Annotated in this window: 23 protein-coding genes; 10 read left to right on the top strand and 13 right to left on the bottom strand. The window is 59.3% G+C overall.

The genetic code is table 11. The features are described 5' to 3' along the window. Positions 1-37 precede the first annotated feature (37 nt). The gene (locus ERD78_RS05135) at positions 38-1,198 is read left to right on the top strand and encodes a DJ-1/PfpI family protein (RefSeq protein ID WP_129968146.1); all 1,161 of its coding nucleotides are present in this window, start codon (positions 38-40) and stop codon (positions 1,196-1,198) included. Between the two features lie 159 nt (positions 1,199-1,357). Then, on the top strand, positions 1,358-2,071 hold the full coding sequence (locus tag ERD78_RS05130; RefSeq protein WP_129968145.1) for a haloacid dehalogenase type II: 714 nt from the start codon (positions 1,358-1,360) through the stop codon (positions 2,069-2,071). Between the two features lie 18 nt (positions 2,072-2,089). Here the strand turns inward: ERD78_RS05130 and gor are convergent, their stop codons facing one another. Together gor and ERD78_RS05120 are read right to left on the bottom strand one after the other, a co-directional pair. Continuing rightward, positions 2,090-3,484, bottom strand: coding sequence for a glutathione-disulfide reductase (gor, locus tag ERD78_RS05125; RefSeq protein ID WP_129968144.1), 1,395 nt, complete (start codon positions 3,482-3,484; stop codon positions 2,090-2,092). Positions 3,485-3,626: 142 nt separating this feature from the next. Continuing rightward, a complete protein-coding gene (locus ERD78_RS05120) occupies positions 3,627-4,454 on the bottom strand; it encodes an META and DUF4377 domain-containing protein (protein ID WP_129968143.1) in 828 nt (275 codons plus the stop codon). 227 nt (positions 4,455-4,681) lie between these two features. Here ERD78_RS05120 and ERD78_RS05115 point away from each other — a divergent pair, with 227 nt between their 5' ends. Beyond that, entirely contained in the window at positions 4,682-6,805 is a 2,124-nt protein-coding gene (locus ERD78_RS05115) for a TonB-dependent receptor (RefSeq protein ID WP_129968142.1), read from the top strand. A 38-nt stretch (positions 6,806-6,843) separates the two neighbouring features. Continuing rightward, on the top strand, positions 6,844-8,541 hold the full coding sequence (locus ERD78_RS05110) for an enterochelin esterase domain-containing protein (protein ID WP_371734561.1): 1,698 nt from the start codon (positions 6,844-6,846) through the stop codon (positions 8,539-8,541). Positions 8,542-8,609: 68 nt separating this feature from the next. Here ERD78_RS05110 and ERD78_RS05105 read toward each other — a convergent pair whose 3' ends face one another. The 3 genes from ERD78_RS05105 to ERD78_RS05095 are packed head-to-tail and all read right to left on the bottom strand — an operon-like array spanning position 8,610 to position 12,291. Further along, positions 8,610-9,710 carry an ABC transporter ATP-binding protein gene (locus ERD78_RS05105; protein ID WP_129968141.1) on the bottom strand — a complete coding sequence of 367 codons (1,101 nt, stop codon included), beginning with the start codon at positions 9,708-9,710 and terminating at the stop codon, positions 8,610-8,612. Further along, complete coding sequence (locus tag ERD78_RS05100) at positions 9,707-11,263, bottom strand: ABC transporter permease (protein WP_209019940.1); 1,557 nt, start codon at positions 11,261-11,263, stop codon at positions 9,707-9,709. The genes ERD78_RS05105 and ERD78_RS05100 overlap by 4 nt, the downstream gene beginning before the upstream one ends. Next, complete coding sequence (locus tag ERD78_RS05095; protein ID WP_129968140.1) at positions 11,260-12,291, bottom strand: extracellular solute-binding protein; 1,032 nt, start codon at positions 12,289-12,291, stop codon at positions 11,260-11,262. Before ERD78_RS05095 ends, ERD78_RS05100 begins: the two co-directional genes overlap by 4 nt. Positions 12,292-12,501: 210 nt before the next feature. Here ERD78_RS05095 and ERD78_RS05090 point away from each other — a divergent pair, with 210 nt between their 5' ends. After that, a complete protein-coding gene (locus ERD78_RS05090; RefSeq protein WP_167668844.1) occupies positions 12,502-13,407 on the top strand; it encodes a Rossmann-like and DUF2520 domain-containing protein in 906 nt (301 codons plus the stop codon). 4 nt (positions 13,408-13,411) lie between these two features. Here ERD78_RS05090 and ERD78_RS05085 read toward each other — a convergent pair whose 3' ends face one another. Continuing rightward, positions 13,412-14,326, bottom strand: a complete 915-nt coding sequence (locus ERD78_RS05085; protein WP_129968138.1) for a LysR substrate-binding domain-containing protein — start codon at positions 14,324-14,326, stop codon at positions 13,412-13,414. Between the two features lie 156 nt (positions 14,327-14,482). Between ERD78_RS05085 and ERD78_RS05080 the strand changes: the two genes are divergently transcribed. From ERD78_RS05080 to ERD78_RS05065, 4 genes are all read left to right on the top strand, one after another. Beyond that, a complete protein-coding gene (locus ERD78_RS05080; RefSeq protein WP_129968137.1) occupies positions 14,483-15,640 on the top strand; it encodes a trans-sulfuration enzyme family protein in 1,158 nt (385 codons plus the stop codon). A gap of 188 nt (positions 15,641-15,828) precedes the next feature. Next, on the top strand, positions 15,829-16,569 hold the full coding sequence (locus ERD78_RS05075) for a transporter substrate-binding domain-containing protein (protein WP_245152332.1): 741 nt from the start codon (positions 15,829-15,831) through the stop codon (positions 16,567-16,569). A gap of 4 nt (positions 16,570-16,573) precedes the next feature. Beyond that, positions 16,574-17,224 carry an amino acid ABC transporter permease gene (locus ERD78_RS05070; RefSeq protein WP_129968135.1) on the top strand — a complete coding sequence of 217 codons (651 nt, stop codon included), beginning with the start codon at positions 16,574-16,576 and terminating at the stop codon, positions 17,222-17,224. Beyond that, positions 17,221-17,988, top strand: coding sequence for an amino acid ABC transporter ATP-binding protein (locus ERD78_RS05065; RefSeq protein ID WP_129968134.1), 768 nt, complete (start codon positions 17,221-17,223; stop codon positions 17,986-17,988). Before ERD78_RS05070 ends, ERD78_RS05065 begins: the two co-directional genes overlap by 4 nt. Positions 17,989-18,039: 51 nt before the next feature. On the opposite strand, the gene ERD78_RS05060 is transcribed toward ERD78_RS05065, so the two are convergent. From ERD78_RS05060 to gshA, 6 genes are all read right to left on the bottom strand, one after another. Next, positions 18,040-19,413, bottom strand: a complete 1,374-nt coding sequence (locus ERD78_RS05060; protein ID WP_245152331.1) for a sigma-54-dependent transcriptional regulator — start codon at positions 19,411-19,413, stop codon at positions 18,040-18,042. 169 nt (positions 19,414-19,582) lie between these two features. Then, positions 19,583-19,885 carry a hypothetical protein gene (locus ERD78_RS05055; protein WP_129968133.1) on the bottom strand — a complete coding sequence of 101 codons (303 nt, stop codon included), beginning with the start codon at positions 19,883-19,885 and terminating at the stop codon, positions 19,583-19,585. Positions 19,886-19,969: 84 nt separating this feature from the next. Then, the gene (locus ERD78_RS05050; protein WP_129968132.1) at positions 19,970-20,161 is read right to left on the bottom strand and encodes a DUF3008 family protein; all 192 of its coding nucleotides are present in this window, start codon (positions 20,159-20,161) and stop codon (positions 19,970-19,972) included. A gap of 85 nt (positions 20,162-20,246) precedes the next feature. Then, positions 20,247-21,110, bottom strand: coding sequence for a Crp/Fnr family transcriptional regulator (locus ERD78_RS05045; protein ID WP_167668843.1), 864 nt, complete (start codon positions 21,108-21,110; stop codon positions 20,247-20,249). A gap of 8 nt (positions 21,111-21,118) precedes the next feature. Then, entirely contained in the window at positions 21,119-21,622 is a 504-nt protein-coding gene (locus ERD78_RS05040) for a hypothetical protein (RefSeq protein ID WP_129968130.1), read from the bottom strand. A gap of 192 nt (positions 21,623-21,814) precedes the next feature. After that, complete coding sequence (gene gshA / locus ERD78_RS05035) at positions 21,815-23,386, bottom strand: glutamate--cysteine ligase (RefSeq protein WP_129968129.1); 1,572 nt, start codon at positions 23,384-23,386, stop codon at positions 21,815-21,817. Positions 23,387-23,441: 55 nt separating this feature from the next. Between gshA and ERD78_RS05030 the strand changes: the two genes are divergently transcribed. Then, on the top strand, positions 23,442-23,951 hold the full coding sequence (locus ERD78_RS05030) for a hypothetical protein (RefSeq protein WP_129968128.1): 510 nt from the start codon (positions 23,442-23,444) through the stop codon (positions 23,949-23,951). Here the strand turns inward: ERD78_RS05030 and ERD78_RS05025 are convergent. Next, complete coding sequence (locus tag ERD78_RS05025; RefSeq protein ID WP_129968127.1) at positions 23,878-24,162, bottom strand: helix-turn-helix domain-containing protein; 285 nt, start codon at positions 24,160-24,162, stop codon at positions 23,878-23,880. The two genes, ERD78_RS05030 and ERD78_RS05025, sit on opposite strands and share 74 nt — an antisense overlap. Between the last annotated feature and the right edge of the window lie 82 nt (positions 24,163-24,244).

Below are 24,244 nucleotides of genomic sequence, written 5' to 3'. Positions count from 1 at the left end.
AAGCTGAACGTCAATGCTATCCGCGGAGAGCTTGTCCATGTTTCTGAAAAAACTGCTTTGGAGTGGCTTGGGCGTGGCTGCGGTGGGCGTCGCCGCGATGGCGATGTGGCTGTCTAGCTTGCCAGAGGCGTCTACTGAGGTCCATTTGCCGTACATCCCCGCACCAGAGACCCGTGCCGCTGTCGAGGCCTTGAAACCGTCCAAACGCAGGCGGCCGGTCGTGGCGGTGGTGGGTATCAACGATGCGACCGAGCTTACCGACTACCTTGTCCCGGTCGGCATTCTTCGGCGTGCCGATGTGGCCGACGTGGCTGTCCTGTCGACGGAGCAGGGCCCGGTCAAACTCTTTCCTGCGCTGACGGTGATCCCGGACGCGACCATTGACCAGTTCGATGCGCGGTATCCAGCCGGCGCGGATTATGTCATTGTTCCCGCAATGAGCCGGGATGACGATCCGCGCGTGCTGCAGTGGCTGCGCCGTCAGGCGCGGCAAGGCGCCTCGGTGATAGGTATTTGCGCGGGCGCCAAAGTCGTGGCGTCGGCGGGCCTGCTTGACGGCAAGCGCGCCACCACGCATTGGTACTACGTTGATGCCTTGCGCGACGCGCATCCCGCCGTGAACTATGTGGCCGATCGGCGTCTGGTTATGGATCGCGGTGTTGCTACCACAACAGGCATTACCGCTTCCATGCCGATGATGTTGACGCTGATTGAGGCAATCGCAGGCAAGGACAAGGCACGCGATGTGGCGCAAGACATGGGCGTTATGCGTTGGGATGCAAGGCATGACAGCGGCGCCTTTCAGTTCACGCGCGCGTTCGCCTTGACGGCCATCCGCAATCGTATGGCTTTCTGGCGGCGCGAGAGCCTGGGTATTGCGCTGCATACAGGGATGGACGAGGTTTCTCTTGCTCTGGTTGCCGACGCATGGTCGCGCACTTACCTCTCGAGTGCTGCCACGTTCGCTCCCAGTGCCCAGCCTGTAGCAACGCGCCATGGCCTGCCCATTGTTCCGGATCACGTCTCGGCACAGTGGCCCGCTGACCGCCGAATCCCGCTCATGGGCGAGCGCAGGCCCGCACAGGCGCTGGATCAGGCGCTGGCAGGCATCTCTCGGCGTTATGGTGCGAATACAGCGGATTTTGTTGCGATGCAGCTCGAGTATCCCGATCAAAGGCTGACGCGAGGCCGGGAATAGGCAGCAGGCTTGGGCTTCGACGTTTCGTGGCTAATACAGATGTTTTGGGTGGGCGCTGTGCCATCAGCGCTATTGCGAGGGTGTAGCATACAGTGTGTTGTGTATGCACATGGCGGGCCGGGAATATCCCGGCCTGACACTATCGGGAGCACAGATTCCATGGACGATGTCCGCGCTTTGCTGTTTGACGTGTTTGGCACGGTGGTGGATTGGCGAAACGGCGTCTCGCGCCAGGCCAGCGGTTTTCTGAAAAAACACTGTGTGCCCATGGCGCCTGCCGATTTCGCTGACGCGTGGCGTCGACGCTATCAGCCTGCCATGGAGGCGGTTCGCAGCGGCCAGCGCCCTTTTGCGCGTCTGGACATCTTGCACAGGGAGAATCTCGAAGCTGTGCTGACAGAGGTGGGCGTTGATGTGACGGCCATTGATCCGAACGAACTGGCGGCGCTTACGCTGGCCTGGCATAGACTGGATCCCTGGCCAGATGTCCTGCCTGGCCTTGCACGGCTCAAAAAACGCTTCATTATTGCGCCGCTATCGAACGGCAATATTATTCTGATGCTCGACATGGCCATGCGGGCAGGTATCCCATGGCATACCATACTGGGAGCCGAAGTGGTGCAGGCCTACAAGCCGATGCCCGAGGCCTATCTACGTACCGCCGACCTGCTGGCGCTGCAACCCGGACAAGTATGCATGGTTGCCGCACATAACAACGATCTTGCCGCGGCGCGAGCCTGCGGGCTTCGGACTGCTTTTGTTCTCAGGCCCACCGAGCATGGCCCGGCACAGTCCATCGACCTGCGTCCGGATCAGGATTGGGATGTAGTGGCGGACAGCTTCGAGGCGCTGGCGGATGCATTGGGTGCCTGAACGTAAATAGACGCGATTTCAGTTCGCGGCCAGGGCGGCATCTTCGGTTTTCGTCCTGGCCACCGGAGTGCGCATCGTGACAAGCTCCTCGGCTGCGGTGGGATGCACGGCGATAGTGTCGTCGAATTGCTGCTTGGTGGCGCCGCAGGTTAGGGCAACGCCTGCCAGCTGGATGAGCTCGCCAGCCGATTCGCCGACTATATGGACGCCGAGTACACGGTCATCGGCGTCGTCGACAAGCAGCTTCATCATGGTGCGCTCTTCGCGGCCGGACAGGGTGGCCTTGATGGGCCGAAATGAGGTCTGGAACACGGCGATGTCCCGGCCCTGATCCCTCGCGGCGGCTTCCGTTAAGCCAACTGTGCCGATTTCTGGCGTGGAAAAGACAGCTGTAGGGATGAGGTCGTGACGCACTGTGGTCGGCATGTTGCCGAACAATGTGTTGGCCAAGGCCTGGCCCTCGCGTATGGCGACGGGAGTCAGGTTGGCGCGGTTGGTGACATCGCCCACGGCATGGATTGACGGTACGTTCGTGGTCGAGTATGCATCCACCGCGATGGCGCCATTCTCGAGCGTGACGCCTGCGTTTTCCAGGCCCAGGCCCTGTATGTTGGGCAGTCGGCCGGTCGCAAGCATGACAAGGTCGTAGGTGGCGCTGCTTCCGTCCATGAATGTAAGCGCTGTGCCTTGCGGAGTCTGATCGAGCCGCTGCACAGTATGCCCAAGCCTCAGAGTGATACCACGTTCCTTGTAGGCGGCGCCCAGCGCGGTGCGAATGTCTTCGTCAAAACCGCGCAGTAAGCGGTCCCGCCGATGAATCAGTGTTACTTCGCTGCCCAGGGCGTGCATCAGGCCGGCAAACTCCACAGCGATGTATCCGCCACCAATGATGGCAAGCCGCTTTGGCAGCGCGGGCAGGTGGAACATTTCATTCGATGTGACAGCCAAGTCCATCCCCGGTATCGATCCATCCTTCATGGGGCGGCTTCCCGTCGCCACAAGAATGTGCCTGGCGCGTATGGTTTCGCCGCTTCCATCCAGGCGTACTGTGTGCGCATCGACAATGGAAGCGTGATCATGCTTTAGTGTCACGTTGCTGCTGGCCAGATTGCGTGTGTAGATGCCTTCGAGCCTGGCAATTTCCTTGTCCTTGGCCGCGATAAGGGCAGCCCAATCATGCCGGGGCGTATCAATGCGCCAGCCAAAGCTCGCCGCGTCGGTGAAGTCGTCAGCGTAGCGGCCTGCCAGAACCATCAGTTTCTTCGGCACGCATCCGCGAATTACACATGTGCCGCCAACACGATCTGATTCAGCAACCATGACGCGGGCGCCATGGCCGGCGGCAACTCTTGCCGCGCGCACGCCACCTGACCCGGCACCGATCACAAAAAGGTCTACATCGAACTGATTCATCTACATACTCCGCCAGCGCCTTCATCCATGCAGCCCACGGCGTGGTCCCGGTAGGCTTTTACTGTAATGCCATTCGACGTCAATTGCATAGTGATGTTGGCCCGTCTTATTTGATTCCATTGTTTCCCAGGCGAAGCTGCTGTCATTCGCTGCTGTACTGGCCGGCAGCATGTTCGCTTTCCACAACCATGTCCAGGACGTATACCTGGTCTGGCGCATCCGCCGGCGCATCGCTGCGCACGAAGCGCTTGACCCTCAAAACATTGCGCACGCCCGGTTCATGATGATAGCCTTCTATGTCTCCCTGCAGTGCATGCCATGGGCCCTCGCCGGTTTTCAGGCCCGAGGCGTCGTATTGCACTGCACGCACATTCAGGCACTGCGCTTTCGGTATCAGCGGGTGCGAGCACGTTATGGTTTGGGGCGCAACTTCAAGAAATCTGATTTCGCCTGCGGAACCATACCTGGTTTCCGGCGTGGGCTTGCCCTGCAGCACCCACTGACCGCCATTGGAAAACGCAAGTGTGAGCGTGAGCGGCTGCGCGGCATTATCTGCCTGTGCAACATGCCATGTGGCAACATCGGGCAAGCGATTGGCGATTGCATGTTCATGACGCATCAGCGCCGTATCGGGGCACATGCGCATGGTGCTGACCACCTGCCTGATGCGCATGTTATCGCCCTGCGTGTTGTAGGCGGCGCTCAGCACATTGCACAAACCTGTGACAGAAAGCCGTTGTGCCTGAAAAGCCAGGGTCATGGGCGCGCCGCTCTGGCCGTGCGGCAGCGTGCCGGATGCCTGCGCAGCGCCGTTCTCGTCGACGATCCGGTCCAATTCCCAGTGATAGGCCGTAAGAGTCTTTTCCATTGTAGTGTCCGCATGCCGGTCGGACGGTCCTTCGCCTGGCTGGGCGCATGCCGTAAGCCCGGCCGTCAATATGGCCAGGCTCCAGATCAGGCTGTATTTCATGGTGTGTATCCTTCAGTGCGACAGGATTCTTTTTAACTTGAATGCGTGAGCGGGGCAATTTGGGGCGATACAACAGAATTGGGTGCCTTTGCTTTTCAACAGCCATTTTTCTGTTTTTTTGAATAAACCCTGCTTATAATAATGAAAACCATTTGCATTAACTGATTTTTCATTCTTTCATTCAAAACCATAATCAGCCGTGCTCTGCGGCCAAACTCATAAATCTTATGCATAAGAACTCCCTGTATAACCGGGCGTCGGCAGGTGCTGTTGCGCTCGCCGCGCTGGCTTTATCTGGAAGCGCCGTTGCCCAAGCCCAGGCCACACGCACCCTGCCTTCAATCACTGTCCAGGGCAATGACGAAAGTACCTTGCCGCAAAGCGCGCCTGGCGGCCAGGCCGCAACTGGCGCCCGATTGGGTATTCTCGGCAACAAGAATGTATTGGATGCGCCCGTAAGCGTCAGTGCCTATACCGAGCAGGTGATCCAGGACATGCAGGCGCGGACCGTGGCTGATGTGCTGCAGAACGATCCCTCCGTGCGGTACACGACCAATACAGGGCATATGTTCGAGCATTTCAAGATACGCGGGCTTGATGTGAATGGTCCCAGCGTGGCGTTCAATGGCTTGTACGGCATTGCCCCAAAAGGGCATATTCCCACCGAGTTTCTTGAACGCGTCGAGGTGCTTCGCGGCCCAAGCACCCTGCTCAGCGGCATGGCGCCGGACGCGAACCTGGGCGGCACAGTCAATCTGGTAACCAAGCGCGCCACCAAAGAGCCCATAACCCGGCTCACGACTTCTTATTCATCGGATAGTTTCTGGGAAGGGCACGTGGACGTCGGCCGCCGATTCGGCGAGGAGCAACGCCTGGGGATACGGTTTAACGGTGCCTATGGCAAGGGCGACACCGGTGTTGCCGACCAGGAGAAGAGCCGCCGCTTGGGGGCGCTGGCGCTGGATTACGATGCGGACAACTGGCGTGTGGCGCTTGATGCCTACCATTCGCGCGAAACCATAGACAACGGCAGCCAGGGCATGTACGGTTTTGCGACCAGACGCGGCAATGTCGTGGGCCTGGACCACCTGATCGATCCGCCTGATAGTGATGTGAACATGTTCAAGGGTACGCATGGCAAGTACACGAACGACGGTGTGGCGCTGCACGGCGAGGTTGATCTTGCCGACAGGCTGACGGCCTACGCCAGCGCCGGCACATCCAGCAGCCAGGGAAAAGGGCTGATGTTTGGTACGCGTGCCATTGTCACGGGCGATGACGGCTCGGCGGCGGGTTATGTATATAACGTGAATACCAAGACCAATGACAAGGTGGCCGAGGTCGGTTTACGCGGGCAATTCAACACAGGCAGCGTGGTGCACGACTTCACAGTGGCGGCGAATGTGCTGCATCATAAGGAAGGGACTGCGAACAACGCCAACCAGGGCTTCCCGCAAAACATCTATGATCCCGTGGCACCGGTCTTCCCGCCTTCGCCGCAGGATCCGGACTACACGGTCGATAATATCCTGAGCTCATTGGCATTGACCGACACGCTTGACATGGCGGACGGCAAGGTGCTGCTGACGTTGGGCGCGCGCCTGCAGCGTGTGAAACAGCTGCCTCAAGACTATGATGAAACCCGATTATCGCCGTCCGTAGGCCTGGTCGTGAAACCATGGGGCGAGAACACTTCCTTGTATGCTAACTATATGGAAGGCCTGTCTCCAGGTGAGATGGTGCCTTACAGCCGTGGGTATGTGAACGAGGGTGAGTCGTTCAAGCCATTGGTGACCAAGCAGATGGAAGTGGGCATCAAGCAGAAACTGGGTTCGTACACCCATACGCTCAGTGCCTTCCAGATAGACAAGCCAACGCTGATTGACAGCGCCGACGGCCTGCGCATGACCGATGGCGGCAAGCAGCGCATTCAAGGGCTGGAGTGGACCATGTACGGACAGCTCGCACCCACGCTCAGCGTGCTGGGCGGCGTGTCGTACCTGGATGCGCAGCAGCGCGACAGCGGAAAAGGCAGTTGGGGCGTACCTGACTGGACAGCCAACCTGGGCCTGACCTGGGCAACACCTGTTACGGGCCTGAGCGTCGGCGGACGCGTGGTCTACACCGGAAGGCAGTGGCTGAACAGCACCAATACGTTGGAGCTTCCATCGTGGCATCGCTACGATCTGATGGCGAAATACGAGACCAAAGTCGCGCGTGTCCCGGTTACTTTCAATCTGTACGTCGAGAACCTCACCAATCGCCAGTATTGGTCTGGCGCATTCTCGGATGGCTACGCCATGCCGGCGTCGCCGCGCACGGTGCGATTGGCTGCCACATTCGCATTCTGATGGCGCTTGCCAAGCGGATACATGCCGCATGGACTGCGATGGCCGGGCAACGCAGCGCGGGCCGTGAGGGCCAGGGAGTGAGGTTCGTGGCCGGCGCCATGCTGGTCTTGTCCCTGCTTTCGCAGCCCGCCTTGGCGCAGCAGGCCAGCCAGCGGACCCAGGGTGGCGCAGGCTCGCCCTCCGACAGCACGGCGCCGCACATGCTGGCGGTCGGTGACGCAATTCACGCTTCCGTGGCGCCAGGTACACAGCAGGTGTACCGCATGAAGGTTCCGGCCGGACATGTGATCCAGGCGGATTTCAATGGCCGAGGCGTCACACTGGATCTGCAGGATGCGCAGAGACGGCATCTGCGACGCCTGGGCGTGGCCGATGCCGGCACCATGGGTCTGATGTGGATTGCATCGGCGGGCCAGCGGCTGGTGGTCCGCGCAACGGGTTCCGAAGTCGGCCAGGTGAATCTCACCTTGACTCGCTCTTTGGCGCCAGCGCCGCAAGGAGGTGAGCCGTCCGCTGCATCCCTGGAAAGTCCGCGGCTGAGAGCCTTGCAGAAGACCTTGGATGAAGGTGGAGACACCGATGCCTTCTGGCGGGAAATGGCGCTTGCGGGAACGCCTTTGATAGAGCCGCTGTCCGATGCGGAATCCCTGGTTACCTTTCTTTGGCAGGGCGAGGGGAGCAATATCCGGCTGTTCGGTAGCCCCTCTGGAAATCATGATCCGCTTGCGCGATTGGGTGACAGCGACGTCTGGTGGACAACATTCCGGATGCCCAATACGGCGAGACTGAGCTATCGCATCGCGCCCGACGTTCCGCTTGTAGAGGGCAGTAAGCGCGATCAGCGGCGTGTGATTCTAGCTACCGCTCAGCGCGATCCGCTCAATCCGCATGTTTTTCCGGCCATGGAAGACGCATCACTCGATGTTTATCAAGGGTTTTCTGTATTGACCCTGCCAGATGCGCCACCGCAGCCATGGGTCAGGCCGCGTGTGAATGTGGCGTCAGGCAGCGTGCAGCACTATCGGCTGGCCAGCCGGTTGCTGGGGAACGAACGGGATGTATGGATATACCGGCCCACGCACGCCGCGCCCGAAGCGCTGTTGGTGATGTTTGACGGGCAGGCTTACCGGAGCCGCGTGCCAATGCCGGTCATCATGGATAACTTGATAGCTGATGGCCTGATTCCGCCAACGGCGATGATACTGATCGCCAATCCCGGCCCCGAGGAACGGGGCAGGGAGCTGCCGCCAAACAAGACGTTCGGGCGCTTTCTTGGTGAAGAGCTGATGCCTTGGGCCCGGATGCATGGCTTGGCGCAGCCCGCCGCGCAGACTGTCATCGGAGGTTCCAGCTATGGAGGCTTGGCTGCCGCATACGCCGGACTCATGAATAGCCGCTGGTTCGGCAATATACTCAGCTTGTCGGGCTCGTACTGGTGGTCGCCGGAAGGGGAACGGCCAGGCTGGATGATGCGGCAATACGCGCAGGCCGATAAATTGCCTCTGAAGTTCTATCTGGATGCGGGCCGGTATGAGGCTACGCGCGGGGGCCATATCGGAATACTCGAAACATCGCGTCACTTCGGCGATGTGCTGCGCGCAAAAGGTTATCCTGTGACGCAGGTGGAGCATGATACCGGACACGACTACCTCCACTGGCAGGGCTCGGTGGCTTGCGGACTGGTCGCGCTACTCAACCCGGGGCGCTATGCTCAAGGCCTGAAAGGGTGCGAGTGAGCAGTCGCTCTTCACAGTCGGCATCGCGGGTATGCGCCAATGCTGCCATCACCAGGTCGCCGCCGGGACTAATGCATAGCATATGCCATGCACGCACCCTGTACGATGAGATGAACTATCGTACCGCTTGCTGGCGCTGATAGCGACGGCAGGCGCAGGCTGACATGCGCGCCAGCCACGGAAACACCCAGAATCGTATGGTCGCCGCGAAACGAGCGTTGTGTGACGCGGGCCGCTATGGTTTTCCCCAGGCGGTTTTCACCAGTAGGATCGCCATGGGAAAAAAGCGAAAGTGCGTGACTGCTCTGATTCGTGCCAGGCCCTCCGGCCATGCAAACCTGCTCCGGCCGCAGCATGATCCAGGCCTCACCCTGAGGTGGGGTACAGCTGGCGTGGATAGGCAAGGTTCCCAGCGGCGTAACAGCGTGTCCGTGCAGGCACTGGCCACTCAGAAAGAGTGTCGGGCCAGTCAGGCGGGCAACAGACGGGTTGGCAGGCTTCCAATAGACTCGCTCGGGGTTGTCATATTGCATGATCTTGCCCGCCTGCATAACGGCGAGTTGATCGGATACGGCAAACGCCTCTCCTGGGTCATGCGTGACAAGGACAGTCGTTGTGCCCGTGTCGCGAAGCAGACGGATGACGTCTTCGCACATGCTGCGTCGCAGGTCGAGATCAAGCGCATTGAAAGGCTCGTCGAGTAATACCAGCGCTGGTCCTGGTGCCAGCGCGCGCGCCAGGGCGACACGCTGCTGCTGACCGCCAGAGATTTCGTGTGGGTATCGCTTACCCAGATCGCTCAGCCCGGTGAGATCCAGCACCTCCTGAACGCGACGGCCGCTCCGAGAGCCGCGAGGCAGGCCATAGCGCACATTGCCTTCGACGGTAAGGTGCGGGAACAGCGTGCCCTCTTGCGGCACATAGCCGATACCACGCCGCTCTGGCGGCACCCAGTGCGTTCGGGAAACAATGTTGCGTCCGTCGAACGCTATATGCCCCTCGTCTGGCCGCTCAAAGCCGGCAATCAGCCGCAGCAGGGTGGTCTTGCCGCATCCGGAGGGGCCGAGTAGCGCGATTACAGCGCCATGCGGCACATCCAAGTGCACATCGTGCAAAACCTGTGCATCGGCAAACCTCTTGTTGACTGAGTCGACCTTCACCGCGCTCATGGCTGCCCCCCATACTGCAGCATGCGCCGCGTGAAAACCCACACGGGAACGCTGGAAATCAGCACAAGCAGCGTGGCGAAGGGTGCTGCGGCTGCATACTCGGCGTCGAAGGTATAAGACCACACTTGTGTGGCCAGCGTGGTGACGCCTGTTGGTGCGAGCATGAGCGTGGCGGTAAGTTCCCGGAAGATTTCGAGCATCATGAGGGCAAGGGCCGCGCCTATGCCGGGTGCGATGTTGGGAAGTACCACCGACATGAATACGCGAAAGGGGCTGCGCCCTAGACTGCGCGCGATCTGTTCGAGCTGCGGGGAAATCAGTTCTATCGATGCACGCAATGATGATTGCGCCAGCGGCAGAAAGAGTATTGCATAGGCGCACAGCAGCACAATGCTGGTTTGGTACAGGGCTGGTGCGGCGCGTATGGACAGAAAGACCAGTGCCAGGGCAACTACGACGCCCGGCAGACCATGAACAATATATGGCAGGCGTTCAGCCAGCGAGGAGAATCGGTTTCGATAACGAATCGATAACAACACAAGCGGCATGGCCAGAATACTGGCCAGGACTGCGCCCGATGTGGCATAGCCAATGGAGCCTCGGATGGCTGGCCATATTTCCTCATATCCCTGGCCAAGCGATCTGCCATGAGCCAGCCAGTACCCCAGCGTGGCCAGCGGTACGCCTAGGGACAGCAAACCCAGGCCGCCAAAGGCCAACAGAACCAATAGCCTGGCTTTGCCCAGCCGCACGCTGGGAACCATGCGGGCGGCACCCCTACCCATGCGGGCTATGCGCCTGTGCCCGCGCACGCGCATTTCCCCATACGCCGCAGGTATGCACAGTGCCATAAGCACAATGGACTGCACGGCTGCCGTGGCGCTGTCAAACTGCAGTTCATAGGATTCAAAAATGGCCGTGGTGAAAGTTTGAACGCGCAGGAGTGCCAACGCGCCAAACTCCGAAAACATGTGGGTCAAGACGAGCAGGCTGCCGCCTCCCAGCGCTGGGATAAGCTGGGGCAAGAGCGCATGCAGAAAGGTATGGGTCGGGCCGTGTCCGAGTGAGCGTGAGACGTCCTCAAATGCAGGATCGGCGCTGCGCAGTGCCGCCGCGACCGGCAGATACACCAGGGGATAGGTCGAGAGAGACAGAACCAGGAGTGCGCCGGGCAGGCTCTGGAACCCGACGGCGATGGAAGACCATGCGTAACTGGACACGAAGGCCGGAACCGCCAGGGGCAGGCCGGCAGCCACTCGCCAGAAGCGGCGCAAGGGCAGATCGGATCGTTCCACACACCATGCCACCGCCAGTCCGATCATGCTCGCTGTGAGCGTGACACCCACAGCAAGTGCCACGGTATTGAGCAGCAGCATCAAGGTACGCTCGCGCAGTAACTCCTGTGCCACGCCCGCCAAACCCGCCTGCGATGCGCGTATCGCGACATAGCAGAGGGGAAGCGCTATGAGCAAAAGCGGCAGGAGCGCCCAGATGGTCAGCCAAGCAGGCGCCGCCGCGTGTGCGCGGCGTGTGCGCGCCAGGACATGGGTCACGCCAAGCCAGCCTCGCGTCGCAGGGCCAGCGCATCCGCTGCGTCACCGAGATCCGCGGGGCTGACATCCGGCGGATTGAGCTGGTCGAACGGCTTTAAGTCGTAGGGTGATTTGATACCTGGGCGGAGGGGATACTCGGCAACGGAACCCACGATGGCATCCTGTCCCGCCGCGCTCACCATGAACGCCAGCAGCCTCTGGGCGGCTTTGATCTTGCTGGATGTTTTGAGGATGCCGGCAGCCGATACCGTGATGAGTGCGCCGGGATCCTCGTGGCCAGCATAATGGATGCCCGCCTTCATTTTGTCGGCGCCCACTTCGTCAGCCAGCGCGTACCAGTAGTAATTGTTCACCAGCGCGGTCGCGATATCGCCACGCTCCACCGCCTTCATGGCAGCCTTGTTGCCATTGTAGATGCGGCCGTATTGTTTCAATCCCTTGAGCCAGCCAAGCGCGGCGTCTCGCCCCTTGATCAGCTTGATGGCAATGATCTGTTCCTGGAAGGCGCCGCTGGTAGGCACGAAGCCAACCTTGTCCTTCCAGACCTCGGTGGCCATGTCCATCACCGAATCTGGCAGATCAGATTCCGACACCATGTCGCGGTTGAAAACCACCACGCGGCAGCGGGCACTGATGCCCGCCCAGGTACCGTCGTTGGCCGTATACCCTGGCATGATTTGCTTCAGCGTTGCGCCATCAATTTTCGCGAGCAGGTCTTTCTCGGCCAGCGCCGCCACGGGCGGACTTTCCTCGGAGTAAAACACGTCGGCTGGCGAGCGCTCGCCTTCCTCCATGATCTGATTCGCCAGCTGCGCGCTGCTCCCCTTGCGGATATCCACCTTGATGCCCGTGGAGCTGGTGAAGGCGGCGACCAACGCCTGCGTGGTCTTGGCATGCTGCCCGTTATAGAGCGTGAGCGTGTCAGTTTGCGCTGCTTGCGCCACGTGAAGCAGCGGTGCGCCGATGAGCGCGCCGGTGCCCAGTGCTGCACCAGTACGCAGCAGGGCACGCCGTTTTACATTTGCCATAGCTGTGTTACTCCCGTCAGAACAGGATTTTAATTGTAGGGCAAATAAGAATCATTATTCTTAATAATGGCTGAATGCGCGCCTTAGTGGCAAGAGGTCTAAAGCGCTTGCGCCGCAGAGAATGGGAGGAATCCGTGATGCATAATGGCCTTGCGGCATGCGTTGCGCTGGCATTCCACGTCGGAAGCTGCGCTTGATCGGAGGGGTAATGTGGACATATCACTGAAGCAGTTTACGGGCAGTCCGGACGCAATTGCGCGGTTGAAGATGGGTTTCATCGGCGCCGGCCGGCTTGCCACGGCGCTGGCCTGGATGCTGGATGGCCGCGGCTGTTCGGTGCATGCTGTCGCCAGCCGCAGCGCGCGAAATGCTGAGAAGCTGGCCGGTGGTGTCCGTGATGCCGCGGTGCTCGATGCCCAGGGCGTTGCCGATTGCTGTGATCTGGTTTTCATTACCACGCCCGACGGCGCCATAGCGCAAACCGCCGACGCGCTCTCATGGCGCCCGGAGATGGGTGTCGTGCACTGCAGTGGCGCTACCGAAGTGTCGGTTCTGGCCAAGGCGGCCAGCGAAGGCGCGCTGATCGGCGGTTTTCATCCCATGCAGGCGTTCGTCGACCCTCGTGCAGCCATGCGGACGTTGCCGGGCTGCGTCATCACGATAGAGGCGCGTGATCCGGTTCTTGACGAGTTATTGGGCGAACTTGCACAGGTGCTTGATTGCACCGCATACCGGCTTCCTCACGGCGCGCGCGCCCGCTATCACGCGGCGGCCGGTTATGCATCGCAACATGTCAATGTTCTGTTCGCGCAGGCTGTGCGGATCTGGCAGTCTTGGGGAGGCACGGAAGAAGATGCGCTGCGAGCCTTGCTGCCTTTGGCGTATGGCACACTTGCCTCCATTGAAACATCGGGCGCGGCGCAGGGCATGCCGGGACCCGTGTCCCGCGGCGATGCGGGCACCATAAGACGCCATGTCCAGGCGCTTTCCGACTTGGGCGATGGCACGATAGACCTCTATCGGTGCATCTGCCTGCATGGTGTCGAGGTTGCGCTCGGCGCGGGCAAGATAGACGAGGACGCGGCGGCCCGGCTGCGCGAAATTTTGAGTCATTGACTGATCACACCGATGCCGGGTCTGGTCTGAAGATATCCCGCGTTTGCAGCACCTTGTGAAATGCCTGGACGCAGTCCTGCACGATGCGCGATTGCGGGCGGTTGGTGGGAAACAGCATCAGTGCGCGGAAATGCACATTGGCGTCAAAGGGTTTGAGCAGCAGGCCGCTCGCAACAAAAGGGCCTGCGGTCGCGGGATTCACCATGCCGCATCCGAGACCCGCAAGCACCATGGCGCAGACATTTGAAGAAAACGGTGTTTCCAGCACAATGCGCGGCTCGACTTTCTTCGCGCGCAGGATGGCATCCGCTTCCTGCCGGGTCGTGTCTTCCGGCGACAGCGCAATGAATGAAACACCGTGAAGGTCCTTGGGGGCGACACGCGATACCTTGGCGAGTGGATGCCCGGGAGGAACGGCGATGACAGCCTTGTACCGGCAGAACGGCACCGCGTCCACACCGGTTGTGTCGACCTCGTCAGCGGCAAGGCCAAGGTCGAACTGGCCTGCGGCGACAAGGTCGCGCACTTCGGACGACAGCCGGGTTAAGTAGGTGATGGCCACATTAGGATGGCGCTGCTGAAAGTCTTTGAGGGCCAGTGGAACGATGCTTGTGCTCAATGCGGACAGACCTGCGATGCGCAGTTTCCCTGAGCCGAAATCGCGTATGCGTGCAGCCGTTTGTCGAAGCTGGGTGATTCCGGCGAAGGAGCGTGCTACTTCCTCGTGAAAAAGCTGGCCCTCGGAAGTGGGCACCATGCGTCCCTTGACGCGATCGAAGAGCGCAAAACCGATGGATCGTTCGAGTTGCTGAATGGTTTTGCTGACTGCGGGCTGGGACATGAACAGCACCTCGGCCGCGCGCGATGCCGTGCGGTGGAGCATGATGGCGTGAAACACTTCCAGTTGTCGTTGGTTCACGATGAATCCCCGCTGATGACTTTGTCTGCCCGCTTTCGGCTGGGCAATAACCCGAATGAATACTATAACCTGGAAGAATAGAGTAGGTGTTTATTGTCATTAGACCAAATAGGAAGGCGCGTGCTGTAATTTTTCCAACAACAAAAGGAAGCACGCATGAACGACTCGAGAAGCGATTTCGGTGAACAATTCAACAGCCTTTCGCCTGGCGTATTCAGGGCATCGACCGTGGTATTCGATTCCTTGGATGATTTCGTCAACCGAAAACAGCGCCAGCCTGACGGATATAGCTACGGCATTACAGGCACGCCGACGGCGCGCAGGCTGGAGCGCGCGATCGCAAACCTGGAGGGAGGGAAACACTGTATTGTCACGCCGTCGGGGCAATCCGCGCTGTGCACCGCCGTAATGGGTTTTGTGCGGGGAGGCGACCATCTGCTTGTGTCCGCTGCCAGCTATGGCGCCCTGCAAACCTTTGCGCAGCAATGGCTGCGTGAATTTGGTGTAGAAGTTGAACTGTACGCGCCAGATGCGGGGAAAGATATCGCCCGCCTGTTCAGGCCCAATACGCGCATGATCTGCCTGGAGGCGCCTGGCACGGTAACCATGGAAATGCCCGATATTCGCGCCATTGTGGCATTGGCGCGCAAACAGTCCATCATGACCATGGTGGACAATACTTGGGCGAGCCCGCTCGCATTCAAGCCGCTGGAAGCTGGGGCTGATCTGTGCGTCGAAGCCGCCACCAAGTTTTTTGGCGGCCACTCGGATGTATTGCTGGGCGCAATCAGCATGAATGACAATGGATACTACGAGACGCTCAGGCAGACGCAGAGCATACTCGGCCAGCAAGCCAGCCCGGAAGATTGCTTTCTGGTCCTTCGTGGCCTGGAAACGCTGCCGGTTCGCTACGATACGCAAAGCCGGCATGCCCTTGAGATTGCGCAGTGGCTGGCTGGTCAGCCTTCGGTCCAGAGGGTACTTTTTCCAGCATTACCTGATGACGCGGGGCATGCCATCTGGAAACGCGACTACAAGCCGGGAGGATGCCTGTTCTCCCTGATTCTGCAGCCGGCGCCCGATCGGGCCTATGCGGCATTTTTTGATTCGCTTCGCCATTTCGCCATTGGAGCAAGCTGGGGAGGCGTTCATAGCCTGGCTGCATTCTATCCCGCCACATTGCAGAAGAACCGCCCGTTCCCTCTGACGGATCAACCCATCATCAGATTATCGATTGGTCTGGAGCCGACTGGACCGCTGATTGATGATCTGTCGAATGCGCTTGCGCAGTACGAGCGGCATGCGAGGCCTTGATTGACTGAGTCCGGCCGGAACGTATGTGGATGGCCGGCAATTTAACGACAGTAGAACTTCAGGAGACGACCAATATGTACAGCCTTACATCGACAGCTTCAACAAAAAATATGCTCAAAACCGGCCTTTGCGCCCTGTTCCTGACGGCTGCCGCCTGCGCACACGCGGGCGATTCGCTGGATCGAATCATGAACACGCAGGTAATCCGGATCGCCAACACACAGACCAGTCCGCCCTGGAGCATGTTGGGCGCCGATAACAAACCGACAGGCTATGACGTTGCCGTGGCAAAGGAGCTGGCCAAGCGCATGGGCGTCGCCAAGGTGGAATTTGTCGCCGACACGTACAAGAACTTTGTGTCTGGACTGAAAACCAGCAAGTACGACTTGGTGATGAATGACCTCACGCCAACCACCGAGCGCAAAAAGCAGATTGACTTTTCGATTCCGTATGGCGTGGAGCAGTTTCGAATTTTCGTACACAAGAAGGACACCGATATTGTCGACCAGGCGACGCTGGCCGGAAAGCGTGTCGGTGTGTCTTCTGGCTCGTCCAATGAAAGCTGGTCGCGAGCGCATTTGACCAATTCAGATATCCGGACATATGACAATGGTTCGCTCATATTCCGAGATCTGGCCATAGGGCGCATTGATGCTGTGATTATTTCCCATTTCGGTGGCATGAAATACGCCAATGCGAACAACGTCCCAACCAAGGAGGTGGGTCAGCCTCTGACTTATCAGCTCGCGGCGGCCGGGTTGGCCAAGAACCAGCCGGAGCTGTTGGCCGCTGTGAACAAGGGGCTGGAAAGCATGCTGAAGGATGGCACGATCGAGAAGCTGAGCAAGGAGTTTGTTGGCGCAGACTATGCCATGCTCGAATCCATAGAGAAGGCCAAAGCAGAGATCGCGGCGGCTTCGGGGAACTAGCGTCATGATCGAACTATTCCTGCGTGCGCTGCCCATGCTCAAGAGTGCGCTACTGATGACGATATGGCTGTCAGCGGTGTCGTTCCTGCTCGGATCCATACTCGGGCTGCTGATCGCGTTCTCGCGCATTTCACGGTTTCCGGTTTTGCGTGGATTTGCGTTCTGCTATGTGTCCATATTTCGGGGCACCCCCTTGCTGGTGCAGATGCTGCTGGTCTACTTCGGCCTTCCGACCATCGGTATCGCGCTGGATCCGGTTGCATCTGCAATCACGGCGTTGACTTTGTTTTCGGCTTCGTATCTCAGCGAGAATTTTCGAGCCGGCATACTGGCAGTGGATAAAGGGCAATGGGAAGCGGCCATGTCCATGGGCATGGGCTATTGGGTGTCGATGAAGCGCATTATTTTGCCTCAGGGCCTGGTTATCGCCATTCCCACGGTGGGCAGCCGGCTGATCGCTCTGGTCAAGGATACTTCTCTTGCCTCCACGGTCACGGTGGTCGAGTTGACGCGCGTGGCGGATCAGGTGGGCGCGGCGACGTTTCGCTATATGGAGATGTTCCTTACAGTCGGCGTGATCTACTGGGTGATCAATCAGATGCTGACAATATTGCAGACCTATCTTGAAGGCCGGTTTGCGGGGCGATATCTATGAGCATTAAGAATCAGTGTGCGGTACGCGTGCGGGGGCTGGAGAAGCGGTTTGGCGCCAATCAGGTACTGCACGGCGTGGATCTGGATGTGGATGAGGGCCAGGTCGTGGTGATAATGGGACCTTCTGGTTCGGGCAAGACCACGTTGCTGCGTTCGCTCAATTTTCTGGAAATCCCAGACGGCGGTTCGATTGAGGTTGCCGGTATTCGCGTCGAAACGGGGGGACGTGTGCAGGGAAAGCAGGAACGACTGGCGATACGCAATATTCGGCGCAGAACCGCCATGGTATTCCAGGCCTTCAATCTTTTTGCACACATGACCGCCATCGCGAATGTCATGGAAGGCCTGGTCAGCGTCAAGCATATGCCCAGGAACCAGGCAAAGAAGCGTGCAATGGACCTGCTGGAGCAGGTTGGACTCGCTCACAAGGCTGATGAATATCCGGTGCGGCTGTCGGGCGGCCAGAAGCAGCGGGTTGCCATTGCACGCGGGCTGGCTATGGAGCCACAGGTGATTCTGTTCGATGAGCCGACCTCTGCGCTGGATCCTGAATTGCGTGATGAGGTGCTTTCCATCATGCGGTCGTTGGCAAACGAAGGCATGACCATGTTGGTCGTCACGCATGAGGTGCGGTTTGCCAGGGAGGCCGCCGACCGCATTGTATTCATGGAGGATGGGCGGATACAGCATGACACGACGCCGGAGCAGTTTTTCTCTCAACAGGATAATGAGCGCATTTCGCGCTTTCTGGGGCGTATTGCCTAGCCGTGTCGGGCAAAGCCTGTACGCCGGGGCTGCAGGCCGCCTGCGGGGCGGTCAGGCTTCGGTTTCTATGTTGCTGTAGCCATACTCGTCGAGCTTCTTGTACAAGGTCTTGGTACTGATGCCGAGAATCTGCGCCGCCTGCTTTTTGGCACCGCCGGTCTGTTTCAGCGTTTCCAGAATGATCTGCCGGTTTGCATCCGCCAGTGGTATGCCGACCGGCACGGCGATTTCCGTACCGCCTTGGAAGGCAAGACTGCGTTCGAGCGGGTTGAACTCCCCCTGGATTTCATCGTCCGCGAGGATATAGCTTCGATAGACGTAGTTCCTCAGTTCCCGAATATTGCCCGGCCACGCATAGCGCCGCAGCATTTCTTCTATGTTGGGTGCAAACCGCTTGTCGCTGCCGTGCTCTGCGTTGAGTTCATCGAGGAAATGCTGTGCCAGCAACACGACATCGTCGTCTCGATCACGCAAAGGCGGAAGCTCCAGCGGAAATACGCTGAGCCGATGATATAGATCCTCTCGCAGCAGGCCCTGCGCCACGGCATGCTCGGGGTTGCGGTTGGTGGCGGCAATCACGCGAACATCCGCCTGAATTTCCTGATTCCCGCCGACAGACATGAAGCTGCCTGTTTCCAGCACGCGCAACAGTCTTACTTGCAGCTCCGCCGACATTTCGGTGATCTCGTCCAGGAAGAGCGTTCCGCCCTGTGCGCGGTCAAAGTAGCCCTTGTGATCCCGGTCGGCGCCTGTGAAGCTGCCTTTCTCGTGCCCAAATAGCTCGCTCTCTATGAGATTGGGTGAAATGGCGCCGCAGTTCACCGGTACGAACGCCTGATCGTATCGCGGACTGGCCAGGTGTATCGCCTCGGCGGCGATTTCCTTGCCCGTACCGCTTTCTCCAACCAGCAATACCGTGGCGTGCGTCGGCGCCACTTTGTGTATGTAGGTGCGAAGCAGCTGCACCGCGCGCGACGTGCCTTTCAGCCTTGCAAAGCATTCGTGGGTTGGCGGGCTGCCGGACTCCGCCTTTCTGTTGCGGGCCGTGGTCAGTACCGCGCGCAGACGGTTCAGGCTGATGGGTTTGCGCAGGTAATCTGCGGCGCCGGCGCGTAGCGCGCCGATTGCGCTTTCCAGCGTGGCTCTGCCGGACATGAATATGACGGGTGTATGTGCGGGGCCGAACTCTTTCCAGAAGGCCATGCCGTCGCCGTCCGGCAGTTGCACATCAAGCAGTACAACATCTGGATTGTTGGCCAGTGCTTCCTTGGCTTCTCGTATGCTGCCTGCTGTGTCGGCCGTATAACCCTCGCCCATGGCAATTTCGGCAACCAGCTCACAGATCGCAGGCATGTCGTCGACAACGAGAAGATGCGGCATAAGAAGAGTGAACCAGGGAACGAGGGAGGATGCATGTTGCAGCATGCATTCGTTCTAACTTTTTATGCCTTGATAATAGGACTTTTGCTGAAGGGTATTTGTTATAGCGGCAAGTTTAATGTAACAAATCGTACTTGAGACGCACATCGTTCTCGTGTAAGTCGTTGTTGCGGGCGGCATGCGGAGCGCATTTCGCTATTCGCGGTCTTGTTATTCAAGTGTCAGACTTTGAATGGTCCTCTTTGTGGCGCGGTGCATTTTGAACAGTACCCTCGGCCCGGTTTTCGCGTTCCACATCGTGGCCCTCAGGGTATCCCGCGGTATGTCCGTAGGCCTTGCTGCGGTTGAATTCGCCGGTTTCTCCCGCAGGGAGATCCGGATCATGAAAACCTCCCTTGCGCTGCCCGGGGTTTTTCTTCAGCGAGGAGAGGTAGACATAGTCTTCCTCGTCCGGCAACTGTTCAAATGGCTTGGCTCCGTGGTTCTGGTAGTCGCGTATGTCTACTTTTCTGGGCATGGTGAAACTCCTCCAAACGGCTGGCGTTAAAGGCGCCAGCGTCCGTGCACCTTCTGTGTCCGGCGTTACAGGCTGCCGGGATGGTCAGCTTGATTCGGATTTGTGCTTGGGTTTGTGGCGGGTCTCGGTATCGGCGAACTCGTGAAGTTCCTTCTTGCTCATGGACTCGTACATGGACTTGGACGGACCCTTGAGTTCACTGACCTTTTTCTTGCCTTCTTTGGCCGCAAATGCGATGCCTGCCGCTTGTTGCTGTGCCTTGGATTTTGCCGGCATATGACCTCCGCTATGTGTTGCGGTGTCCCGGGTGGCACACCGCGGTGTTTATTGACGAAGAGCAAGCAAGCGGCGTTCCTGCCTGCTAGATCGACATTTCACCTAGGCACGAGGAGAAGGCGTAGCCCGGGATGGAGGATGACCCGGAAAGGGCGTTGTTTGCGTCTGCCGTGGCTGGGTAGCGAGGGGGCGGCAGGTCGACTGCCCGGCACAGCCCTTCGATATCGAGCAGCGCAAGATTTCGGTTGCGCCCGTCTATCAGGCCCGCTCGTTTGAAGGCGTTGAGCTGACGGGAAAAAGTTTCGGGTGCAATGTTCAACTGGCGGGCGAGTACGTTCTGCTTGTGCGGGAGTACAAGCGACTTGCTGCGCTGGCGCATGTAGATATTCAGGAAGTAGGTCACCATGCGTTGGGCCGATCCGCTGATGGTAAGCAGATCTATCCGGTTCAGCGACTGGGAGATGCGGCTCGCCATGCCCTCCAGCATGCTGTAGCACAGATCGGGCGAGGCGCGCACGGCGTCGAGCAGGTGTTCGCGATGCAGGCGATAAACAGCGCTGCATAGCGAAGCCTGGGCTGATAGAGGATACTTGCATGGTGCGACAAACATGGTGGTTTCGGCCAGCAGGTCTCCAGGCATCGTGGTGTGGAAAATCTTGTTGTCGCCGTTGTAGCAAGGCCGGTACAGCACGATGCTGCCCATATGAACAAGGTAAAAATAGGCTGCCGTGTCACCCATATGGAATAGATGCTGCCGTGCCCTCAAGCGTATCAGGCGCGCGTCGGTGGCGAGCAGGCGCAAGGCGTGGTGGTTGGCCTTGCGGAAAGCCGGCAGCGAGGCCAGCCGGCTGATAAGCGCCTGTTGGTCGGTCTGGGTAGCTGGTTGGCATGCGGTATGCGAGTGCCCGCGGGCAGGGCCTGGACTGCGGTAGGCGGCCGATCGTTGCATGGGGCCCGTCATGCAGGCGCGCTCATTGTGGAGGCGTTCGGTGCGCCGTGCATGTAAGCGGTATAAGCCTTGCTTCCCGCATAGCAAAGCACGAGCGTTGTAGCGCACGCTGCCGCAGTGCGCCACCGCCTGTCGCGATTGAGGCCGGTGGATATACGCTCGGTGCAAGGCGCAGCGAGGGCATCGTTGCACAACGATGAAACAGGTTTTTCAGCCGCTTCTGGCTGGCTGCAGCCCGCGCGGCAATGAGGATGCAGCACGATGTGGCGAAGGCCGGCACCAGACAGGATGCTGCGGGCGGCGCGCAGCGTGGCCTGATCGGGCTGTGGGGGATGGGACGGATGGAGTATGGCGTGTACCCGGCAGCCGCGGGCTTCTTGGGCAATATGGGGCAGTTGCAGGGCGCCCATGCGTCTGGGCTTGCCATTGCGGCCGAACAGCACGTAGGGTAGAACGGATTGTGGGTGAAGGCGTTCTACGCGTGGAAGTGCGAGGCGCAGGTGTTTCTTCATGGCGGGACAAGGCAGAGAAAGCGAAATAGGAGAGGCGAATTGATGATTGTCACGAAATGATACGTAAAATCATCTAGCCATAAATTGACGATCGTCATTACCCGTCTAAATGGTATTTTGGCTACGCCGCTGAGCCAGGATTAGCCCGCGCGCAGGCCGCTCGTGTGCTGCCTGCATGGGGCGCAGGCAGCGTTATGGCCGTGGTATGCCCAGTGCCTGGTTGTAGCGCGCGACATAGCCGTCAAAATCGATGGTGTCGCCTGCTTCGAGCGCTGCCTGTTGCGAGATAGAGTCCCGGGCGGCGCGGGCGTACTGGCGCTGCGTCTCGGGGTCGAGAGGCTGAGCCTTCAGCGCGGCGCTGTGTTCCTGGCTCTGCCGCAGCGTGAAGTCGTGCAGGCTGAGACCACTGTCTCGTAGATCGGCCAGCAATCGCGCCGAGGGTGTAAGCGCCGAATCGCATAGCTTTTTGCGTTGCGTTTCGATGGCGTCGCCGTAACCTGTTTCCCCGAGCGCGTTATCGAGCAGCGTCGCATAGCCCGCAATGCGATTGACCAGCTGCATACCCCAGTCCTGCAATGAAATCGAGCGCCCCTCGTCAATCAATACAAGACCTGGCTTGCGGCCTTCCTTGACCACGGTCTTGAAATTACTGTGGCTGTTGACGCAGAAGCCGTTGTCCGGGAACAAGGCGCTGTCTTCCGCGGCGCAGAAGAGCAGGAAGGCATCCATGAAATGCGCTGTCTGGGTGCTGATGCCGATGGGTGAATAGGGGTCGATATCCAGGCAACGGACTTCGATGTATTGCACACCGCGTTCGGCGAGCGCGGAAATAGGCCGTTCGCAGCGTCCTGTGGTGCGCTTTGGCCGTATGCTTGAGTAGTACTCGTTTTCGATTTGGATGATGTTGGTGTTCAGCTGTATCCATTCGCCATTGCGATGGGTGCCGATGGCCTCGTAGGCCGGCCATGGCGTGGTTACGGCCGTGTACATGCGCGCCAGGAAGGTTTCGAGGTCGTTGTAGCACAGCTGTAATTCGGCCTGGGCTTTGTTGTTCTGGTAGCCCAGGTCGCTCATGCGCAGGCTGGTGGCGTATGGCAGATGAAGTGTGTCGGGATCCAGTGTCTCCAGCGCATGGCGCGAGGCGTTGCGCATAAAGCTGCGCGAGACCGCCGGCGATGCGCCAAACAGATACATGAGCAGCCACGAATACCGGGAGAAGTTGCGTATCAGGGCCATGTAGCCGCGCGAGCGGCGCTGCGTGTCGTCGCCTTTCATGCCCAGCAGCGCCCAGAGCGCCTCGGGTACTGAAAAGTTGTAGTGCACGCCGGCGATGCATTGCATGGCCTTGCTGTATCGTTCGGCCAGGCCCCGCCGGTAGACATGCTTGAGCATTCCGGTGTTGGATGTGCCGTACCAGGCGATGGGAATATCGGCTTCCGAAGGCAGGAGCGCCGGCATGGATTGGTTCCAGAGCAGCTCGTTGCCGAGTTGGGCGGCTACGTAGCGGTGGGTGCGCGTAAGCTCACGCAGCAGGCTTTCGGTAGAATCATGCGTACCGGTGATGAGCTCGAGCAATGCCTCGGAATAGTCGGTGGTGATGTGCTCGTGCGTGAGCGCCGCGCCCAGTTGCGGCGGGTGGGGAGTGCGTGCAAGCGCGCCCTGGACATCGACTCTGAGGCTTTCTTTTTCGATACCCCGCAATATGCCTCGCAGGAGGGGGAGATTACGGGCGAGCGTTGTGTGGCCTGCGCTGCTGAGAGTCATGAGGTCATGTTCAGGGTTGGTTGCGGTTTGGTGGCGATTTTAACTGAGGTATGGGGTGTTACGTATAAGTCTTGTCGTCCTGCTTGGCATTGTGCTGTGCGGCTGTTCACCAGACTATAACTGGCGGGAGGTCACACTGAATGACGGCGCGGGTACCGCTTATTTTCCCGATAAACCCAAGACACAGAAGCGGGACATGCAATTCGAGGGGCACACCATCGTATTTGCGCTGACCAGCGTCGCGGTCGATGATGTGCTTTTCTCTGTTGGCCACGCCATCCTGCCGGAAGCGTTCCGGCAGGATGCGGCCGCGCGCCAGCGTTTTACGCAGGCGGTGCTGGCATCGCTGTATCAGAACCTTGGACACACGCCGCCCACGACCTTGCCGGACGATGGCCAGGCCTTTGTTATCGAAGGGCGTTCGGCGCATGGCCCGGTGCGCCTGCAGGCCGCATTGTGGCTGACGGATCGGGTGTTGGTCGAAGGCCTGGTTACGGCTGATACCCGGGATTTTCCGGCGGCGCCGGCACAGGAGTTTCTGCGCGGGATAACCCCGGCGCGCTGATGCCCGGCACCAATCCTGCTGTCAACGCCATGGTAATGGCGGCCTGGCGGCTGTGCACGCCCAGCTTGCGGCAGGCATTGTGAATATGAAAATTGACTGTGCGCTCGGTGAGGCCGAGAATCACCCCGGTTTCCCAGCTTGTCTTGCCCGTTGACGCCCATTGCAGGCATGTCAGCTCTCGGGCGGTGAGCGGCTTGTTTCGATAATTCACGCGACCGACTCCATTGTTTGCATTACGTATTTAAATGTAACAAACAATAACGTAAATAGGAATCATTACCAATGACAAATTT

This window comes from Allopusillimonas soli, assembly GCF_004153445.1.
GTDB classification, from domain to species: Bacteria; Pseudomonadota; Gammaproteobacteria; order Burkholderiales; family Burkholderiaceae_B; genus Allopusillimonas; species Allopusillimonas soli.
This window is presented reverse-complemented; position numbering and strand designations above follow the sequence as displayed.

What these genes read in the sequence shown, in the direction of transcription:
- ERD78_RS05120 (WP_129968143.1), bottom strand. Translation starts at nt 4,454, where the DNA reads ATGAAATACAGCCTGATCTGGAGCCTGGCCATATTGACGGCCGGGCTT.
- ERD78_RS05040 (WP_129968130.1), bottom strand. Translation starts at nt 21,622, where the DNA reads ATGAAGAAACACCTGCGCCTCGCACTTCCACGCGTAGAACGCCTTCAC.
- ERD78_RS05075 (WP_245152332.1), top strand. Translation starts at nt 15,829, where the DNA reads ATGAACACGCAGGTAATCCGGATCGCCAACACACAGACCAGTCCGCCC.
- ERD78_RS05070 (WP_129968135.1), top strand. Translation starts at nt 16,574, where the DNA reads ATGATCGAACTATTCCTGCGTGCGCTGCCCATGCTCAAGAGTGCGCTA.
- ERD78_RS05050 (WP_129968132.1), bottom strand. Translation starts at nt 20,161, where the DNA reads ATGCCGGCAAAATCCAAGGCACAGCAACAAGCGGCAGGCATCGCATTT.
- ERD78_RS05115 (WP_129968142.1), top strand. Translation starts at nt 4,682, where the DNA reads ATGCATAAGAACTCCCTGTATAACCGGGCGTCGGCAGGTGCTGTTGCG.
- ERD78_RS05135 (WP_129968146.1), top strand. Translation starts at nt 38, where the DNA reads ATGTTTCTGAAAAAACTGCTTTGGAGTGGCTTGGGCGTGGCTGCGGTG.
- ERD78_RS05105 (WP_129968141.1), bottom strand. Translation starts at nt 9,710, where the DNA reads ATGAGCGCGGTGAAGGTCGACTCAGTCAACAAGAGGTTTGCCGATGCA.
- ERD78_RS05095 (WP_129968140.1), bottom strand. Translation starts at nt 12,291, where the DNA reads ATGGCAAATGTAAAACGGCGTGCCCTGCTGCGTACTGGTGCAGCACTG.
- ERD78_RS05055 (WP_129968133.1), bottom strand. Translation starts at nt 19,885, where the DNA reads ATGCCCAGAAAAGTAGACATACGCGACTACCAGAACCACGGAGCCAAG.
- gor (WP_129968144.1), bottom strand. Translation starts at nt 3,484, where the DNA reads ATGAATCAGTTCGATGTAGACCTTTTTGTGATCGGTGCCGGGTCAGGT.
- gshA (WP_129968129.1), bottom strand. Translation starts at nt 23,386, where the DNA reads ATGACTCTCAGCAGCGCAGGCCACACAACGCTCGCCCGTAATCTCCCC.
- ERD78_RS05110 (WP_371734561.1), top strand. Translation starts at nt 6,844, where the DNA reads ATGGCCGGGCAACGCAGCGCGGGCCGTGAGGGCCAGGGAGTGAGGTTC.
- ERD78_RS05080 (WP_129968137.1), top strand. Translation starts at nt 14,483, where the DNA reads ATGAACGACTCGAGAAGCGATTTCGGTGAACAATTCAACAGCCTTTCG.
- ERD78_RS05065 (WP_129968134.1), top strand. Translation starts at nt 17,221, where the DNA reads ATGAGCATTAAGAATCAGTGTGCGGTACGCGTGCGGGGGCTGGAGAAG.
- ERD78_RS05045 (WP_167668843.1), bottom strand. Translation starts at nt 21,110, where the DNA reads ATGCAACGATCGGCCGCCTACCGCAGTCCAGGCCCTGCCCGCGGGCAC.
- ERD78_RS05060 (WP_245152331.1), bottom strand. Translation starts at nt 19,413, where the DNA reads ATGCTGCAACATGCATCCTCCCTCGTTCCCTGGTTCACTCTTCTTATG.
- ERD78_RS05130 (WP_129968145.1), top strand. Translation starts at nt 1,358, where the DNA reads ATGGACGATGTCCGCGCTTTGCTGTTTGACGTGTTTGGCACGGTGGTG.